15 protein-coding genes are annotated in these 16,473 nt (G+C 66.9%); 8 read left to right on the top strand and 7 right to left on the bottom strand.

Annotation, left to right across the window (positions count from 1 at the left end; genetic code table 11):
• Positions 1-22 precede the first annotated feature (22 nt).
• Positions 23-994 carry a GlxA family transcriptional regulator gene (locus AC07U1_RS03025; RefSeq protein WP_495197635.1) on the bottom strand — a complete coding sequence of 324 codons (972 nt, stop codon included), beginning with the start codon at positions 992-994 and terminating at the stop codon, positions 23-25.
• Between the two features lie 174 nt (positions 995-1,168).
• Here AC07U1_RS03025 and AC07U1_RS03020 point away from each other — a divergent pair, with 174 nt between their 5' ends.
• The 3 genes from AC07U1_RS03020 to AC07U1_RS03010 all read left to right on the top strand — a co-directional run bounded on the left by AC07U1_RS03020 (position 1,169) and on the right by AC07U1_RS03010 (position 3,525).
• Positions 1,169-1,996 carry an alpha/beta fold hydrolase gene (locus tag AC07U1_RS03020; RefSeq protein WP_495178953.1) on the top strand — a complete coding sequence of 276 codons (828 nt, stop codon included), beginning with the start codon at positions 1,169-1,171 and terminating at the stop codon, positions 1,994-1,996.
• Between the two features lie 56 nt (positions 1,997-2,052).
• Positions 2,053-2,550: a hypothetical protein gene (locus AC07U1_RS03015; RefSeq protein WP_495178954.1), complete on the top strand. Its 498-nt coding sequence runs from the start codon at positions 2,053-2,055 to the stop codon at positions 2,548-2,550.
• Between the two features lie 276 nt (positions 2,551-2,826).
• Positions 2,827-3,525, top strand: a complete 699-nt coding sequence (locus AC07U1_RS03010) for a glutamine amidotransferase (RefSeq protein ID WP_495178955.1) — start codon at positions 2,827-2,829, stop codon at positions 3,523-3,525.
• A gap of 20 nt (positions 3,526-3,545) precedes the next feature.
• Here AC07U1_RS03010 and AC07U1_RS03005 read toward each other — a convergent pair whose 3' ends face one another.
• Entirely contained in the window at positions 3,546-3,749 is a 204-nt protein-coding gene (locus tag AC07U1_RS03005) for a hypothetical protein (protein ID WP_187142068.1), read from the bottom strand.
• Positions 3,750-4,075: 326 nt separating this feature from the next.
• Here AC07U1_RS03005 and AC07U1_RS03000 point away from each other — a divergent pair, with 326 nt between their 5' ends.
• Positions 4,076-4,321, top strand: coding sequence for a hypothetical protein (locus tag AC07U1_RS03000; protein ID WP_492742675.1), 246 nt, complete (start codon positions 4,076-4,078; stop codon positions 4,319-4,321).
• Positions 4,322-4,348: 27 nt separating this feature from the next.
• Here AC07U1_RS03000 and AC07U1_RS02995 read toward each other — a convergent pair whose 3' ends face one another.
• Positions 4,349-4,693, bottom strand: a complete 345-nt coding sequence (locus AC07U1_RS02995) for a GIY-YIG nuclease family protein (protein WP_492735661.1) — start codon at positions 4,691-4,693, stop codon at positions 4,349-4,351.
• Positions 4,694-4,858: 165 nt separating this feature from the next.
• Between AC07U1_RS02995 and AC07U1_RS02990 the strand changes: the two genes are divergently transcribed.
• From AC07U1_RS02990 to AC07U1_RS02980, 3 genes are all read left to right on the top strand, one after another.
• Positions 4,859-6,181 (top strand): PAS domain-containing protein, encoded by a 1,323-nt coding sequence (locus AC07U1_RS02990; protein ID WP_495178970.1) that lies wholly within the window; start codon positions 4,859-4,861, stop codon positions 6,179-6,181.
• Between the two features lie 306 nt (positions 6,182-6,487).
• The gene (locus tag AC07U1_RS02985; protein WP_495178956.1) at positions 6,488-11,206 is read left to right on the top strand and encodes an NAD-glutamate dehydrogenase; all 4,719 of its coding nucleotides are present in this window, start codon (positions 6,488-6,490) and stop codon (positions 11,204-11,206) included.
• A gap of 126 nt (positions 11,207-11,332) precedes the next feature.
• Positions 11,333-12,196: an ATP-grasp domain-containing protein gene (locus tag AC07U1_RS02980; protein WP_495178957.1), complete on the top strand. Its 864-nt coding sequence runs from the start codon at positions 11,333-11,335 to the stop codon at positions 12,194-12,196.
• Here AC07U1_RS02980 and AC07U1_RS02975 read toward each other — a convergent pair.
• Together AC07U1_RS02975 and AC07U1_RS02970 are read right to left on the bottom strand one after the other, a co-directional pair.
• Complete coding sequence (locus tag AC07U1_RS02975) at positions 12,193-12,408, bottom strand: hypothetical protein (RefSeq protein WP_495178958.1); 216 nt, start codon at positions 12,406-12,408, stop codon at positions 12,193-12,195. The two genes, AC07U1_RS02980 and AC07U1_RS02975, sit on opposite strands and share 4 nt — an antisense overlap.
• Positions 12,409-12,439: 31 nt before the next feature.
• Complete coding sequence (locus AC07U1_RS02970; RefSeq protein WP_495178971.1) at positions 12,440-12,676, bottom strand: ribbon-helix-helix domain-containing protein; 237 nt, start codon at positions 12,674-12,676, stop codon at positions 12,440-12,442.
• 191 nt (positions 12,677-12,867) lie between these two features.
• Between AC07U1_RS02970 and AC07U1_RS02965 the strand changes: the two genes are divergently transcribed.
• The gene (locus AC07U1_RS02965) at positions 12,868-13,611 is read left to right on the top strand and encodes a helix-turn-helix domain-containing protein (protein WP_495178959.1); all 744 of its coding nucleotides are present in this window, start codon (positions 12,868-12,870) and stop codon (positions 13,609-13,611) included.
• A gap of 294 nt (positions 13,612-13,905) precedes the next feature.
• On the opposite strand, the gene phbB is transcribed toward AC07U1_RS02965, so the two are convergent.
• Together phbB and AC07U1_RS02955 are read right to left on the bottom strand one after the other, a co-directional pair.
• Positions 13,906-14,628 carry an acetoacetyl-CoA reductase gene (phbB, locus tag AC07U1_RS02960; protein WP_187142062.1) on the bottom strand — a complete coding sequence of 241 codons (723 nt, stop codon included), beginning with the start codon at positions 14,626-14,628 and terminating at the stop codon, positions 13,906-13,908.
• Between the two features lie 88 nt (positions 14,629-14,716).
• On the bottom strand, positions 14,717-16,462 hold the full coding sequence (locus tag AC07U1_RS02955) for a DUF1963 domain-containing protein (RefSeq protein ID WP_495178960.1): 1,746 nt from the start codon (positions 16,460-16,462) through the stop codon (positions 14,717-14,719).
• Positions 16,463-16,473 lie beyond the last annotated feature (11 nt).

The raw sequence follows: 16,473 nt of genomic DNA, 5'->3' as shown, positions 1-16,473 counted from the left end.
CGGCTTCGCCGCAGGGAGGATCTCAGGCGACGCTCGCCAGCGTTTCGGTCGAGAAGCGCTGGCGATAGTCGTTCGGCGACAGGCCGGTGATCCGGTGGAAGAGTTTGCGGAAGGCTGCGGCGTCTTCGTAACCCACCGCCCAGGCGATCTGGTCGACGGTGCGGCGCGTGAACTCGAGCAGTTCGCGCGCCTTGCCGACGCGCAGGTGCTGCGAATATTCGATCGGGGTCATGCCCGTCGCGGCCTTGAATCGGCGCTGGAAGGTGCGTTCCTCCAGCCCCGCTTCGGCGGCGAGTTCGGCGACCCCCGCCATGCGGCCCTCCTTCGCCTGGAGCCAATGCTGCGCTTTCAATATCGCTTCGTCGCCGTGGGTGAGGCGCGGGGCGAAGCTCGCGTAATTCTTCTGCGCGCGCCCGCCGGGGTCGATCAGGAAGAAGCGCGCGGTCTCCATCATCACCGTCGGGCCGAGCAGGCGCTCGACGACGCGCAGCCCGAGGTCGGTCCACGCCATCAGCCCGCCCGCGGTGATGATGTCGCCGTCGTCGATCACCATGCGATCCGATTCCAGACGCACGTCGGGGAAGCGGGCGCGGAACTCGTCGGCGAAGAACCAGTGCGTCGTGGCAGGCCGCCCGGCGAGCAGCCCGGTCGCGGCGAGCGCGAAGGCGCCGCCGCAGGTCGAAGCGAGCGTCGTGCCCTGCGCGTGGCGATCGAGCAGCCAGCGGGCGTAGGGAACCGCCTCTTCGGCTTCGAGCAATTTGTGGAGGCTGCCCGGCGCGATCAATATCGTCGGTGCGTTGCGCGCGGGTTCGTCTGGATGGCTGTCGAAGCAGCGGGCGAAGCCTCCGCCGTCCCGGAGGCGCCAGTGGCTGACGCGGATGGGCGCGCGGTCATGCTCGGCGGCGAAGCGGCCGGCGACGTGGAAGAGGTCGGTGATGCCGCTGACCATGCCCATCTGGCAGTCGGGGTAGAGCATCAGGCCGACTTCCGGCAATTTTGGGGGGAGATTCTGCGGATGTTGGCGAAGGTGCCGCATGACGTGACTCCGGTTTGTCGTATTCGGACCGCATAATGTCGTTTCCGCCAATCCCGTGCAAGGGGGAAGGCGCGTAGATGGGTGGCACAGGGACGGAGGGTTCCGCCCCACCCAAGTGAAAGGAACCACGACATGACCACGATCACCACAAAGGACGGCACCCACATCTTCTACAAGGACTGGGGTCCGCGCGATGGGCAGCCGATCATCTTCTCGCACGGCTGGCCGCTGAGTGCCGACGCCTGGGACGCGCAGATGGTCTTCTTCGCGAACCATGGCTTTCGCACCATCGCCCACGACCGCCGCAGCCATGGCCGCTCGGACCAGGTCTGGGAGAACAATACCATGGACCAATATGCCGACGACCTCGGCGAGCTGATCGAACAGCTGGACCTCCACGACGTGATCCTCGTCGGCCACTCGACCGGCGGCGGCGAAGTCACCCGCTATATCGGCCGCCATGGCACGGATCGGGTCGCCAAGGTCGCGTTGATCGGCGCCGTCCCGCCGCTGATGCTCAAGACCGAAGCCAATCCGGGCGGGCTGCCGCTCGAGGTGTTCGACGGCATCCGCAAGGGCACCTTCGACAACCGCCCGCAATTCTTCAAGGACCTGACTTTGCCCTTCTACGGCTATAACCGCGAGGGCGCCGTGGTCAGCGAAGCGGTGCGCGACGATTTCGTGCGGCAGGGCCTGAACGGCGGCCTGAAAGGCCTGCTCGACAGCATCCGCGCCTTTTCGGAGAGCGACTTCCACGAGGATCTGAAGCGCTTCGACAAGCCGACGCTCGTCCTCCACGGCGACGACGACCAGATCGTGCCGATCGGCGCCGCGGCGCTGTCGACCGTCCAGATCGTCAAGCACGCGGTGCTCAAGGTGTATGAAGGCGCCGACCACGGCCTGACGCTCACCCACCAGGACCGGTTCAACGCCGACCTGCTCGATTTCATCAACAGCTGATACGCAGCGGGGCGCGGGATTGGACCCGCGCCCCGCCTGTTCGAAGGAGATGTGCCATGATCCTCGGTCTCACCCTATCGCAGTTCACGCTGGTCCATGTCGCGATCAGCGTCGTCGGCATCCTCACCGGGCTGGTCGCGATCCCCGCCTTCGCGCGCGGACGCATCTTGCCCCGCACCACCGGCGTCTTCCTGTGGACGACGCTGCTCACCAGCCTGACGGGGTTCCTGTTCCCGATCGCGAGCTTCACCCCCGCGCTCGGGGTCGGCATCCTCTCGACGCTGATCCTCGTCGCAAGCTTCCGGGCCTGGTACGGCCGCAAGCTCGCGGGGGCCGCGCGGACCATCTATGCGGTGACCGCGACGATCGCGCTGTGGCTCAACCTGTTCGTGCTGGTCGTGCAGAGCTTCCTGAAAGTACCCGCACTCAACGCGCTGGCGCCGAACGGCAACGAACCGCCGTTCCTGATCGCGCAGGCGGTGCTGCTGCTCGCGGTGCTGGTGCTGGGGTATAAGGCGGTGCGAGTGACGCGGGTCGTCGCGACTGCCGCCTGACCGGTTCGTCATTGCGAGCGCAGCGAAGCAATCCAGGGCGGTTTACGACGCTCTGGATTGCTTCGCTGCGCTCGCAATGACGTTGTTGATGGCCGATAGGCCGACCAAGCGGCGGCCCGTAGCCGAGGGAGCCAAAGCTCAGCTACGGGCCGCGACAGTATCTCTACTGCTTTGGTAGAGTGACAGCGGCCGACGATTCTGGCTAGATGCGAGTCGTTCGAAACGGCGCGGCAAACGCTCCGTTCGTCGCCAGATTTGTCGAGTCAGTTCAAGCCCATGACCAAGACCGGCCTCATCATCCGCCATGTCCCGCATGAGGGAATCGCGGGGTTTCGCGACCCGATCGAGGCCGCGGGCTATGCGCTCGACCGGATCGACGTCGGCGATCCCGGTTTCGGACGGCTCGACCTCAACGAACCCGACCTGCTGATCATGATGGGCGGGCCGATGGGGGTCTATGAGCGGGCCGAGCATCCATGGATCGCGTGCCAGCTGCGGCGGCTCGCGCGGCGGCTGGAGGCGGGGCGGCCGACGCTTGGTGTCTGTTTCGGGGCGCAGATGATCGCGGCGGCAATGGGCGCGCCGGTCTATCCGGGGCCGGCGAAAGAGGTGGGCTTCGATGCGCTCACCATCCTCGACGCTGAATCCCCGCTCGGCCAGCTGGCCGAGGTGCCGGTGCTGCACTGGCACGGCGACACCTTCGACCTGCCCGAGGGTGTCGAATTGCTGGCATCGAGCGCGGCCTATCCGCACCAGGCGTTCCGGCGCGGACCGAACATCCTGGCGCTGCAGTTCCACGCCGAAATGGGGCTCGACCCGCGCTTCGAGCATTGGGTCGAGCAATGGCCCGAGGCGCTGGCCGAGGTCGGCAGTTCGGCGGAGTCGATGCGGACCGAGCATGCGCGCTGCGGGCCGGGGGCGGTGGCGGCGGGGCGGCGGATGGTGACGCAGTGGCTGAGCGAACTGGCGGGGTAGGGGTGAGGAACTGTCATTCCTCAGTCATCAATTTTTACGCGGACGCAGGCACGAAAAGTACCGGTCTCACCTTCTTCGCGATGCCAAACCTCAACCACATCGTAGTAGTTGAAATATCCGCCCATATCCTTTGAAATGGTTTCGCCAAGGCGAGGCAGGAACATGAAATCGCCTTCAAAGAGAGGGGTCAATTCGTCCTTCTCGTAAACTTCCACATTGGGCATCGCATTCTCCGCATGCGATTTTGAACCAAACGCAAAATGTCCGCAACCGGTCGTTAGCCGTCATTCGTCATCCCGGGCTTGACCCGGGACCCGCCTTCCTTCTTTCGCTGCCGGTTCAAAGACAAGGCAGGCCCCGGGTCAAGCCCGGGGAAACGGGGAGGGATGTCTGTCCTCGCCCATTAGCGGCTATCTTATCCGCCTTGGTAGCGAATGGCCGAATAGGGTAGGAAGCGGATAACAACAATCCAATTGGCCGAGGCGCTTGGAGAACATTTATTATGGACGGGTGGGCTGCAAGGAAGATATTCGACGCCTTTCTAATTGATATGGAAAAGCGCGTCGGTTTACCTCTGGCTGTATTTGAGGATGCGATAGAACAAATCCCGGGTGGATGGGCTTTTCGTTATCAAGGCAGGGAATGGGTGAAGTCACAAGACATGTCTGACTTGTCAGGCTTTCTTGTCGGCCATGGCCCGGTAGTTGTTCTCGACAACGGTGTGGTTTTACAAGGGGGTTCGCTAGATCGCGATCCCAGCGATATCATTCGCCGACACTTCGCGAGTTTAGACTGAAGGCAATCGGTCGTTGGCCGCCATTCGTCATCCCGGGCTTGACCCGGGACCCGCTTTCCTTGGCGCCAGCGGTAAGGGCTCGAACCCGAAATCCTCGGCGAGGTCGCGCCAGCTCGGGTTCATTGCGTTGATCAGATCATATTTCCACGGCCGCACCCACCGCTTGATCCGCTTCTCGCGCAGGATCGCACTGTCCATGGTCTCATGGCGTTCGAACCAGACGAGCCGCTTGATCCCATATTCCTTCGTGTAGCCATCAAAGGTCTCGGTGCGATGCTGATGGATGCGCTGGACGAGATTGGAGGTGACGCCGGTGTAGAGGGTGCCGTGCGACGACCGCGCGAGGATATAGACGCAGGGATAGCGTTCCATCGTCGCATCGAAAGGCAAGGCAGGCCCCGGGTCAAGCCCGGGGTGACGTTGGATTGATCCGTTCCCGTACGCGTCGTGTTCAACGCGCCCCGCCGCCATCGTTTACGCCGCCTTTACCAGTCCTGGTGCATCACCTTTACCTATATTTGGCAGTGGGGATGAATGATGGACAGCATGCGCGGACTGCTTTCGGGCAGCCACGGCCAGGATGACGGGGCGATCGATTCGCCACCCTCCGTCGGGGTCGACGAACGGCGGATGCAGGTGCGCGCCTATAATTATTGGGCGTCGCTGCTCGCCGACCGCGCTTATCCGTCGGTCGAGGACCTCGATCTCGACAATATCGACGATTTCGGTCCCTATGCGGTGCTGCTCGATTTTACCGCCGGGGTCGACAATCCGGGGCTGTCGTTCCTTGGCGACAAGCTGCGCGCCGAGTCGCAGATCGACGAGGATGTGCAATATATCAAGGAGGTCCCCGGCCGCTCTTTGCTGTCGCGGCTGACCGACCATTATCTGCAGATCATCGCCAACCGCGCGCCGATCGGTTTCGAGGCCGAGTTCGTCAACGATCGCGGCACGACGATCATGTACCGCGGCATATTGCTGCCCTTTTCGTCCGACGACGACACGATCGATTTCATCATGGGCGTGATCAACTGGAAAGAGGCGGCCCCCGCCGACCAGGAAGAGGAATTGCAGCTGTCGGTCGAACAGGCGCTGCGCAGTGCGCCGCCGCTGACCGCCCCGGTGCCGGTGTGGGCCGATGGCCCCGACAGCGAACATATCGACGACGAGCCCGCGCCGGGCTTCGGCGCGCTCCGCGAGGCCGAGGCGGCGCTGCCGGCGGTCGAGGAGCCTGCCGTGGTCGCGGATGCACTGGATGACGACGCGGGGCTCGCCGACTGGCTGGCGCTGGCGCGCGCGACCGCCGAAAAGGCGCTCGCCGCCGACAGCCGCAGCCGCAGCGCTTTGTATCAGGCGGTCGGACAGGCGTGGGATTTTGCGCTCGCCGCCGAGGCCGAGCCGCAAGAGTTCGCCGAACTGCTCGACGATGCCGGGCTGAAGGCGCAGGACCGCGCGCCGATGACGCCGCTGGTCAAGCTGGTGTTCGGGGCGACTTACGACAAGACGCGGATCGCGGAATATGCGTGCGTGCTGGGCCATGCGCGCGAAGAGGGCGTCGGGCGCGGCGAACTCGCTGCCTATCTCGACCATTATCCGGGCGGGCTGAAAGGGCTGGTCAGGGACGAGCGTGCGAAGCGCAAGCCGGCGGGGGTTGCCGAAGCGAAGCCCGACGTCGCGCTCGACACGCTGCGCAGCGCGCATCCGGCGGTGATCCTGGAACATGATGCCGGCGACGCCGAATTCGTCGTGCTGATCGCGCGCGCGATGCCGGGAGGGCACATCGGGATCGTCGCCAAGGCGGCCGACGACGAGGCGGTGCTGGCGAAGCTGGCGCGCAAGGCGGTGGTGATCACGCCGTGACTCCAATTCCTCCCTGTGTCCGAAGGGCATGGGGAGGTGGCAGCCCGCAGGGCTGACGGAGGGGCGATGACGCCGAGGTCGCTGGCCCCTCCACCATTCGCTTCGCGAACGGTCCCCCTCCCCATGCCCTTCGGGCACAGGGAGGATCTTTTGGTCCGCGCAACAGACAATCCGAAAATTGAAATATATTTGCGCGGAGCCGTCGCGGGGGGTTGAGCCGCGCGTCACTCGGGCGCATATGGGGACGCAGCGAACGGGCCAGCCACCCCCCGGCACAGGCCCGCCTCAGTCGGGATGCTGTAACCTATGCCCCAGAATATTGCCGAAACCGCCGAAGCCGAGCACGAGGCCGCGGCGGCCGCTCCTGTTCCTGCGAAGATCGCCAAGGCCTATCAGGCCGCGCTGCACGGCAGCGCGCTGCCCGGCGAGGGCGACGACCTCGACTCCGCGGCGCTGAAGGCGGCGGGCGAATTCGCCGCGCGCGCCTCGCTCGACCGCGCGCCGGGTGTCCCGTCGCTGCTGCTCGAACCGATGGTCGCCGACGGCACCGACCGGCGGATGCGGCTCGCGGTGGTCAACGACGACATGCCCTTCCTCGTCGATTCGGTGTCGCAGATCGTCGGCGCGCAAGGGCTGGTGATCCACCGCATCCTGCATCCGGTGGTCGCCGCGACACGCGACGCCAAGGGCGGGCTGACCGGTGCCGATAGCGCGACCCCGGGCTGCGCGAACCGCGAATCGGTGATCTATATGGAACTGGAGCGCGGCGACGCCCGCGCCCGCCGCCGCCTGCTCGACGGCCTCGAAGCCGCGCTGGCCGATGTCCGCGCCGCGGTCGCCGACTGGAAGGCGATGCGCGCCGCGATGCTCGCCGACGCCGCGATGCGCGCCGACGGCGAGGCCGCCGAACTGCTGCGCTGGTTCGAGGGCGGGGCGATGACCCAGCTCGGCCATGAATGGCGCACCCGCGACGGCGCGGTCGAACAGCCGCTGGGGGTCAGCGCGAGCGGCACCAGCCAGCTGCTGTCGCCGACCGCGCTCGAAGCCGCCTTCGCCTGGTTCGATGCCGGCGGCGCGTCGCCGCTGCTGATCAAGTCGAACCGCCTGTCGGCGGTCCACCGCCGGGTGCTGCTCGACCTGGTGATCGTGCCCGAGATGAAGGGCAAGACGGTCGAAAAATTGTCGATCCACGCCGGGTTGTGGACGAGCGCGGCGCTGTCGGCGCGGCCCGACAAGGTGCCGGTGCTGCGCGCGCAGCTCGACGCGCTGATGGCGAAATTCGGTTTCGACCCGACCGGCCACGCCGGCAAGGCGCTGGCGCATGCGCTGACCGCGCTGCCGCACGACCTGCTGATCGCGTTCGACGCCCAGTCGCTCGAAGACCTGGTCCTGACCTCGATGTCGATCACCGACCGGCCGCGGCCGAAGCTGGTGATGGTGCGCAGCGCGCTGGGGCGGCATCTGTTCGTCTTTGTCTGGCTGCCGCGCGACGAGGTGTCGACCGGGCGCCGGCTGGCGGTCGAATCGCTGCTGGTGCGCGAGGCCAAGGCGGGCGTCATCGGCTGGACGATGGTGCTCGAGGATGGCGGCGCGGCGCTGCTGCGCTACACGCTCGACCTGCGCAGCGGCGGGGTGGTGCCCGATGCCGCGGCGCTCAACGCCCAGCTCGAACAGATGGTGCGCGGCTGGCAACCCGAGGTCGAGGCGGCGCTCGCCAAGCGCGGCGACCCCGGCCGCGCGGCGGCGCTGGCGTCGCGCTTCGCGCCGCTGTTCCCGCCCAATTATCGCAACCTCTATGATCCCGAGGAAGCGTCGCGCGACATCCTGCGGCTGCGCGACCTCGACGCCGAGAATCCGCGCAGCGTGCGGCTGGCGCGCAAGAGCCTCGACGGCGACGACAAGCTGCGGCTGAAAGTCTATAGCGCGGTCGGTCCGCTGGCGCTGTCCGACGTCGTGCCGGCGCTCGAACATTTCGGCTTCGAGGTGCTCGAGGAGATTCCGACGACGCTCGGCGCGAGCCGGATTCCCGGCACCGAGCGCGACGACGAGATCCCCGTCGTGATCCATGATTTCACGCTGAAGCTGCCGGCGTCGGTCGACGAGCTGGCGCTGATTGCGCATACCGAGGTGATCGAAAAGGCGATCGCGGCGGTGCTGGACGGTAATGCGGAAAATGACGCGTTCAACGAGCTGGTGCTGGTGACGCAGACCGATCCGCAGGCGATCATATGGCTGCGCGCCTGGTTCCGCTACATGCGCCAGGGCGGGTCGAGTTACGGCATGGACACGGTGGTCGCGGCGCTGCGCCACGCCCCCGACCTGACCGGGGCGCTGGTCGAGCGCTTCTGCGCGCTCCACGATCCGGCGAAGCGCGACGATGCGCGCGCCGACTATCTCGACAAGGAAATCCAGGCCGGCTTCGCCGCGATCAAGTCGATCGACGACGACCGCATCCTGCGCCTGTTCCATGCGGTGATCGGCGCGACGCTGCGCACCAACGCCTTTGCGCCCGCAGCGGCCGAGGCGCTGGCGTTCAAGATCGATTCGAGCCTCGTCCCCGGGCTGCCCAAGCCGCTGCCCTGGCGCGAGGTGTGGGTGTATAGCCCGCGCGTCGAGGGCACCCATCTGCGCGCCGGCCCGGTGGCGCGCGGCGGGCTGCGCTGGTCCGACCGCCGCGACGACTTCCGCACCGAAATCCTCGGGCTGATGAAAGCGCAGCGCGTCAAGAACGCCGTCATCGTGCCGACCGGCGCGAAGGGCGGCTTTTATCCCAAGGCGCTGCCCGACGCGGCGCTCGACCGCGATGCCTGGTTCGCCGAGGGGACCGAATGCTACCGCATCTTCATCCGCTCGCTGCTGTCGATCACCGACAATCTGGTGGCGGGCAAGGTGATCCACCCGGACGGTGTCGTCATCCACGACGGCGAGGACCCCTATTTCGTCGTCGCCGCGGACAAGGGCACCGCGACCTTCTCCGACGTCGCCAACGGGCTGGCGATGGAGCGCGACTTCTGGCTCGGCGATGCGTTCGCGAGCGGCGGGTCGAAGGGCTATGACCACAAGGCGATGGGGATCACCGCCAAGGGCGCGTGGGTTTCGGTCCAGCGCCACTTCGCTGAAATGGGCGTCGACGTGCAGACCGACAGCATCAAAGTCGTCGGCTGCGGCGACATGTCGGGCGACGTGTTCGGCAACGGCATGCTGCTGTCGAAGGCGATCCAGCTCGTCGCGGCGTTCGACCACCGCCATATCTTCCTCGACCCCGATCCCGATCCGGCGAAGAGCTGGAAGGAGCGCGCGCGGATGTTCCAGCTCCCCCGGTCGAGCTGGGAAGATTATGACAAGAAGCTGATCAGCCATGGCGGCGGAGTCTACCCGCGCAGCCAGAAGATCATCGATGTCTCGCCGGAAGTTGGTTATGCGCTTGGTATCGAGCCGGGTCCGATCGAACCGGGCGCTTTGATCTCGGCGATCCTCAAGGCGCCGGCCGACCTGCTCTGGTTCGGCGGCATCGGCACCTATGTGAAGGCGGCGGCGCAGAACAACGCCGAGGTCGGCGATCCCGCCAACGACGCGCTGCGCGTAGATGGCGAGGATTTGCGCGTCAAGGCGGTCGGCGAGGGCGCGAACCTGGGCGTCACCCAGGCGGCGCGCATCGCCTTTTCGGGCCGCGGCGGGCGGATCAACACCGACTTCATCGACAACAGCGCGGGCGTCGACTGCTCGGATAACGAGGTCAATATCAAGATCGCGCTGAACCGCGAGATGGCCGAAGGGCGGCTGGCGCAGGACGACCGCGACGCGTTGCTGGTGCGGATGACCGACAATGTCTCGGCGCTGGTGCTTGAGGACAACCGCCTGCAGGCGCTGGCGCTGTCGATCGCCGAAAAGGGCGGGTCGGCGGCGGTGCCGTCGCTGGTGCGGATCATGGAGACGTTCGAGGCATCGGGCCGGCTCGACCGCAAGGTCGAGGGGCTGGCGGCGAACGACGAGCTGCTGCGCCGCGCCGCCGAAGGGCGCGGGCTGACGCGGCCCGAACTCGCGGTGCTGCTGTCGACGTCGAAGCTGGCGCTGCAGGACGCGATCGAGAACAGCGACCTGCCCGACGATCCGGCGCTCGGCAGCGACCTTGCGGCGGCCTTCCCCGAGGAAATGCAGCGCGATTTCGCCGGTGCGATCGCCGATCACCAGCTGCGCCGCGAGATCATCGCGACCAAGCTGGCGAACCGCATCATCAACCGCATGGGCGTCGTCCATCCGTTCGAACTGGTCGAGGAGGAAGGCTGCTCGCTCGGCGACGTCGCCGCCGCCTTCGTCGCGGTCGAGCGCCTGCTCGACATGCACGACCTGTGGGCTTCGCTCGACAGCGCGAAGATCGACGAGGCGATCCGCCTGTCGCTGTTCACCCAGGCTGCCTCGGCGATGGCGTCGCAAATGGCCGATCTGCTGCGGGTGTCGGCGAACAACGCGCAGCCGGGGCCGACGGTCGCGCGGCTCGAACCTGGGGTCGACCGCCTGATGGCGCGCGTCGACGGGCTGCTCAGCCCGTCGGTCCGGCGCCAGTGGGACATGCTGAGCCAGCAATTGCTCGACGCGGGCGCCCCCGAGGCGCTGGCCTCGTCGGTGGTGCGACTGTTCAAGACCGACGGCGCGATCGGCATCGTCGACCTCGCCGCGCGGCGCGGCGACGACGAGGTCGCGGTGACCCACGCCTTCACCCATTTGGGCGAGGCGCTGGGGCTCGACTGGGCACAGACGCTGGCGGCGCATATGAGCCCCGCCGATCCGTGGGAGCGCTTGCTGGTCAACAGCCTCGCGCGCGATTTCCAGCAGATGCGGCTGAGCTTCCTCGCGGGACTGCCCGCGGGTGATCTCGATGCCGCGGTCACCGGCTGGCTGGCCGAGCAGGCGCCGCGCGTCGCGCAGTTCCGTGCCACGGTCGACCGCGCGCGGACGATCCCGAACCCCAATGGCGCGATGCTGTCGCATATCGCCGGGCAGGCGCGCGGGCTGCTGGGGCGGTAAAGGTCGCGTCCCATCACCTCGTCATTGCGAGCGGAGCGAAGCAATCCAGGGCGGTTTACGCCTACTCTGGATTGCCGCGTCGCTTCGCTCCTCGCAATGACGGGTTTTGACAAGGTAAAGTAGTTCATGCCCTACCAGCCCCGCGTCGCGATCCTCGTGCCCGCGCCCGACTACTATGAGAAATGGCAGCCGGCCTTTGCGCGCAAGGCGGCGGCGCTGGCGGGCGCGGGACTCGCGGTCGAGCAGCGGGTGTGGGGCGATCCGGGCGATTTGTCGGGCTTCGACCTGATCCTGCCGCTCTTCGCCTGGGGCTATCAGCGCGATGTGGCGGGCTGGTACAAGCTGCTCGACCGGCTGGAGGCCGAGGGCCTGCCGGTGGTCAATCCGGTCGCGGTGCTGCGCTGGAACAGCGATAAGGCGTATCTGTCCGAACTCGCCGCCAAGGGCGTCGCGGTGGTGCCGACCGTCGAGGTCGCGGCGCTCGATGAAGCGGCGCTGGCCGAGGCGCGGGCGGCGCTCGGTGCCGGTGAGGTGGTGGTGAAACCCGCGATCTCGGGCGGTGCCGACGGCACCCACCGGGTCGCGGACGGCGCGGGCGTGCCCGCCGATGCGCTGGGGCAAAGGCGGCTGGTGCAGCCGTTGATGCCGGGAATACTGAGCGACGGCGAGTTTTCGCTGTTTTTCTTCGACGGCAAATTCAGCCATGCGATCGTCAAGCGTCCGGCGCCGGGCGACTTTCGCGTGCAGGAACAGTTCGGCGGGCGCGAGACGGTGTGGGAGGCGAACGACGAAGCGCAGGCGCTTGCCGCCGCGGCGCTCGCTGCGGCCCCCGCACCGCCAGTCTATGCGCGCGTCGATATGGTCGGCGACGCGGCGGGGGTGCTGCACATCATGGAACTGGAGCTGATCGAGCCGTCGCTGTTCCTGCACTTCGCGGAGGACAAGGGCGCCGCGTTCGGGCGCGCGGTGGCGGGAGCCACACTTATCTAATCCATCGAATCGACGTGCAGCAATGTGGCGTGGCGGATGAATAGGGCGAACCCGATAAAGGCGAGCCCGCCAAGGATGTGCATCGGCAACTCGGATGTCGTTCCCGCCGAGACTTGAGATATGGTGTCCAAGATCATCGCGACGACACAGAAGCCGATTACAATCGGGGTAATCACATTCGTGCTGTGTCGGATCACATTTTTCATTTTCATGGCGTTCAGCCCGAGGATGCGAGTTGGAATGTCAATTGCTGGGTCCCTCTCGCCACAACCACTGCCGGATCGCCGAGGTCAGGTTCGGCGGGTCCTCCGCCTCCATCCGTTCGACGTCGATGCGCGCGACGAGGGCGTTGATCGGGAGCGCCTGGCGCGCGGCTTCGGCTTCGAGCGCGTCCCAGAAGACGGGTTCGAGGCTGATCGAGGTCGGGTGGCCGGCGATTGTCACCGAGCGTTTGACCGGGGGGTGATAGGGGCGCGCCATGGCCATGGCTTATCGCCTGCTCGCGGCGGGAGGTACGATTTATTTGGGGGTGACCGCGATTCGGGCGGGGCCTAACATCCGATAGCAAACTCGTCGCCCCCGCGAAGGCGGGGGCCGCTATCGGTGTTGCACTATGCAGCCACCGGCCCCCGCCTTCGCGGGGGCGACGATGAAAGGGTGCAGGCCAACCGATGACCGCAGCTATTCAGACCCTCACCGAAAAGGAAAAGGAGACGCTGCGCCTGCTGGTCAGCGGCTATGACGCGAAATCGATGGCAAGCCACCTCGGGCTTTCGGTCCACACGATCAACGAACGGCTGCGCGACGCGCGGCGCAAGATGGCGGTTTCGAGCAGCCGCGAGGCGGCGCGGCAACTGCGCGACGTCGAGCATGAAGATCCCAAAACGCTTGGGGACAAGGCTTTCGGGGGTGCGGGCGCCGCCGGGGTCGAGGAGGTTGCGACATCAGCCGAGGCACCCCGCATGGTGCGGCCGCTCGGCTGGATCATCGGAGGTCTTCTCATGTCGCTTGGTCTTGCCCTGTTCGCCATTTCGTCGATGACCGGCACCGCCGGTGCGCCCGCCGCGGCGCCGTCCACCGCCCCCGCCGAAAGCGCCGCAGTCGGCGCGGCGCGCGACTGGCTCGCGCTGGTCGAGAAGGGCGACTGGAACGGCAGCTGGGAGGCGACGGGGCAGGCGTTCAAGACACTGAACAGCGTCGAGACCTGGACCAGGGTGGCGCAGCAGGTGCAGGGGCCGCTCGGTGCGGTCCGGTCGCGGGTGCTGCTGAGCGAGCAGGAGGTGCCCGCGCCGCCCTATGGCTATCAGATGGTCAAGTTCCGCACCGATTATGCCAACAAGGCGGGGGCGATCGAGACGCTGTCGCTGGTGCGCGAGGGCGGCGCCTGGCGGGTTGTCGGGGTGACGGTGGAGTAGGGGGCGGGGATAGGGCCGGTCTTCGGAACCGCCCTCTCTTCCCGTTTGTGTCGAGCGAAGTCGAGACACGTCCGCGCCAACCTTCGCGTGTCTCGACTTCGCTCGACACAACCGGCTTTTTCCATTTGATGAGGGGCGGGCGGCGACGGCAAAGCCGCCGCCATGACGTCAGACGGGTTCGGCCGGCCTTGGGGCCGTCCGCCCCGCTGGCCGTGCCGGTGGCTGCCGCTGCGCGGCACCGGCGCCTAGCTCGCCGTTCGCAGTGCGAACGCCTTCGCTACGCGCCTGCCACCGTCAGTACATATGCTGCCCCCCATTGATCGACATCGTCGACCCGGTCACAAACCCCGCATCCTCGCTGCACAAAAACGCCACCCCGCGCGCGATTTCGTCGGCTTGGCCCAAACGCCCGACCGGAATTTTCGCGACGATCTTTTCGAGCACCGGGGCGGGGACGGCTGCAACCATGTCGGTGTCGATATAGCCCGGGGCGATCGCGTTGACGGTGACACCCTTCTTGGCGCCTTCCTGCGCCAGCGCCTTGGTGAAGCCGTGGATGCCCGATTTCGCCGCGGCATAGTTGACCTGGCCGTACTGGCCGGCCTGGCCGTTGATCGAGCCGATGTTGACGATGCGGCCCCAGCCGCGTTCGACCATGCCGGGAAAGCAAGCCTTCGCCATGTTGAAGCAGCCGCCGAGATTGACGCGCATGACGTCGTGCCAGTCGTCGTAGCTCATCCGCGCGAGGGTGCCGTCACGGGTGATGCCGGCGTTGTTGACGACGATGTCGACCGGACCGAATTCGGCGGCGATCGCGGCGCAATTGTCGAGGCAGGCCTGATGGTCGCCGACGTCCCATTTGCGCGCCGCGATGCCGGTGCGGCCGCTGAACTCGCGCGCTTTTGCGTCATCGCCCCCATAGTTGGCGACGACGGTAACGCCCTGTTCCTTGAGCTTGAGGCTGATCGCCTCACCGATACCGCGGCTGCCCCCGGTGACGATCGCTACGCGTGACATAAGTCTCTCCCACAGAGTGTGTTTCACCCTGACTAGGGCGCGTCGAAGAGGCTCGCAAGTTGACCGTTACGTCAAGCGGACAGCATTTTCAGTTGCTGACCTGAACCAGCGGCCGGTCCCAGCGCCCGGCGGCGAGATCGGCCTTGCGCAGCGTCAGCACCAGATGGTCGACGTCGCCGAAAATCCAGCTCATCAACCCGCTCGACGGCAGTTCGAGCAGCGTCGCGTGGGTGTCGTCGTCATAGTCGTGGACATAGCGGAAGGGGATGTGGCCGATGCTCGCCATCTCGCGCGCCGCGAGGTCCCGCGCCCAGGGTTCGAAGACCGTGCGCGCGGCATCGGACAGCGCCGCGGGGTTTGCGGCATAGGCGTGTTTGGCATGGTCGAACCAGATGGTCAGATAGTCGTGGACCCACAGCGGCGCGTCGGGATGATGGGTGGTGAGTGGGATCTCCAGGCTTTCGATCCGCTCGGCGCCCGGACGACCGTCGGGGTCGGGCTTGCGGTTGACCTTGGTCCAGCGAATCGCGTGCAGCGCGTCCATGACGGCGGCGGCGTCGTTCGCCGAGAAGTCCATCTTCGGGGCGCTGTCGCGGACGATGCCGATGATCTCCTCGGCGCGGATGCGCGCGACATAGTTCGCCGCGCGCGCCGATGCTGCGGCGTCGTGCAATTCCTGCAGCGAAGCCTGCATATTGACGAGGCCTTCGCGGCCGAGCGGGTCCTTGTCGCCCGCGTCATGCTTGGCGAGGCGGCGCTCGACGCTGGCGAGCTGGGTGTCGATCGGCGAGGGCCCCTCGACATCTTTCCAGAAGCGTTCGATGCGCATCGCGAGGATTTCGACCATCGCGGTCATGCTGTCCCAGTCGAAGGGATGGAAGGCGGGGTCGGCGACGTCGTAGCCGCTGCGATAGAGGCGCGTGCCGACGCTTTCATCGTCGCCGCCCTTCTCGTCTTCGTCGGCGCGCGGATCGTCGTCGCCGGGACGGACGGCGACGAGGTCGACCGGCCATTCGGGGAAGGCGTGGCGGGTGAACGGCATCAGGTCGCCGAAGCGCAGCCCGCCGTTCGGCGCGAAGAAGCTGCCGCCGGGATCGAAGGGGTGCGGCGGGTCGACCGGGTCGCCGGCGGCATGGACATGGACCACCGCGACGTCGCCGTCGCGCGGGTGGATGAAGAAGGCGAGGCTGCCGCGCCGCGGGCCGAGGCCGTCCCAGACGTCGGCGGGCAAATCGGCGCAGGCGATCTGCGCGATGAATTCGCCCCGGACCTCGCGGATTTCGGGCCAGGCCATGCCCGGTTCGAGCCGCGGGCGGCCGCCGAGCCAGCTCGTCGCGATTTCGTCCATGCGCGGCGGGATCTGCGGTACGATGCGGACCGCGACCGGTTCGCTGCCGCGGCGTTCGACCAGATCGGCTTCATGCTCGACCTGCGCGACCATAGATTCAAGCATCTGGCCGACCATCGCGCGGTCAGCTTCGCTGGGCGGTGCGGCTTCGTGCGCTTCGGGGAGCGGACGGTCGGCGGCGAGCGTGGGAGCCTCGGCGGCGGGCGCGGTTCTATATTCGGCCTCGGCCTCGGCTTCGGTCAGCCGTTCGAACGGCGGCCGGGCGCTGATCCGGGCGAGGCGGGCGGCGGACATTTCGACCGGGGCTTCGACTTCGCGGTCGCGGCGCGGCAGGCGCGGCAGCCGGCTTTCGCCGGGTTCGCGCGGCGTTTTCGGCGCGCGCGGTTCGGGGGCGGGACGGCTGCGGCGCCAGACAAAATAGACGATCGCGGCGAAGAGGAGCGTTGCCGCCACCAGCATCAATAGGGCCGATTGGACCTGACTCATTGCGACCTCCA

The sequence above is a fragment of the Sphingopyxis sp. GW821-FHT02C12 genome, assembly GCF_059421785.1.
This window is presented reverse-complemented; position numbering and strand designations above follow the sequence as displayed.

What these genes read in the sequence shown, in the direction of transcription:
- AC07U1_RS03020 (WP_495178953.1), top strand. Translation starts at nt 1,169, where the DNA reads ATGACCACGATCACCACAAAGGACGGCACCCACATCTTCTACAAGGAC.
- AC07U1_RS03015 (WP_495178954.1), top strand. Translation starts at nt 2,053, where the DNA reads ATGATCCTCGGTCTCACCCTATCGCAGTTCACGCTGGTCCATGTCGCG.
- AC07U1_RS03010 (WP_495178955.1), top strand. Translation starts at nt 2,827, where the DNA reads ATGACCAAGACCGGCCTCATCATCCGCCATGTCCCGCATGAGGGAATC.
- AC07U1_RS03005 (WP_187142068.1), bottom strand. Translation starts at nt 3,749, where the DNA reads ATGCCCAATGTGGAAGTTTACGAGAAGGACGAATTGACCCCTCTCTTT.
- AC07U1_RS03000 (WP_492742675.1), top strand. Translation starts at nt 4,076, where the DNA reads ATGGAAAAGCGCGTCGGTTTACCTCTGGCTGTATTTGAGGATGCGATA.
- AC07U1_RS02995 (WP_492735661.1), bottom strand. Translation starts at nt 4,693, where the DNA reads ATGGAACGCTATCCCTGCGTCTATATCCTCGCGCGGTCGTCGCACGGC.
- AC07U1_RS02990 (WP_495178970.1), top strand. Translation starts at nt 4,859, where the DNA reads ATGGACAGCATGCGCGGACTGCTTTCGGGCAGCCACGGCCAGGATGAC.
- AC07U1_RS02985 (WP_495178956.1), top strand. Translation starts at nt 6,488, where the DNA reads ATGCCCCAGAATATTGCCGAAACCGCCGAAGCCGAGCACGAGGCCGCG.
- AC07U1_RS02980 (WP_495178957.1), top strand. Translation starts at nt 11,333, where the DNA reads ATGCCCTACCAGCCCCGCGTCGCGATCCTCGTGCCCGCGCCCGACTAC.
- AC07U1_RS02975 (WP_495178958.1), bottom strand. Translation starts at nt 12,408, where the DNA reads ATGAAAATGAAAAATGTGATCCGACACAGCACGAATGTGATTACCCCG.
- AC07U1_RS02970 (WP_495178971.1), bottom strand. Translation starts at nt 12,676, where the DNA reads ATGGCGCGCCCCTATCACCCCCCGGTCAAACGCTCGGTGACAATCGCC.
- AC07U1_RS02965 (WP_495178959.1), top strand. Translation starts at nt 12,868, where the DNA reads ATGACCGCAGCTATTCAGACCCTCACCGAAAAGGAAAAGGAGACGCTG.
- phbB (WP_187142062.1), bottom strand. Translation starts at nt 14,628, where the DNA reads ATGTCACGCGTAGCGATCGTCACCGGGGGCAGCCGCGGTATCGGTGAG.
- AC07U1_RS02955 (WP_495178960.1), bottom strand. Translation starts at nt 16,462, where the DNA reads ATGAGTCAGGTCCAATCGGCCCTATTGATGCTGGTGGCGGCAACGCTC.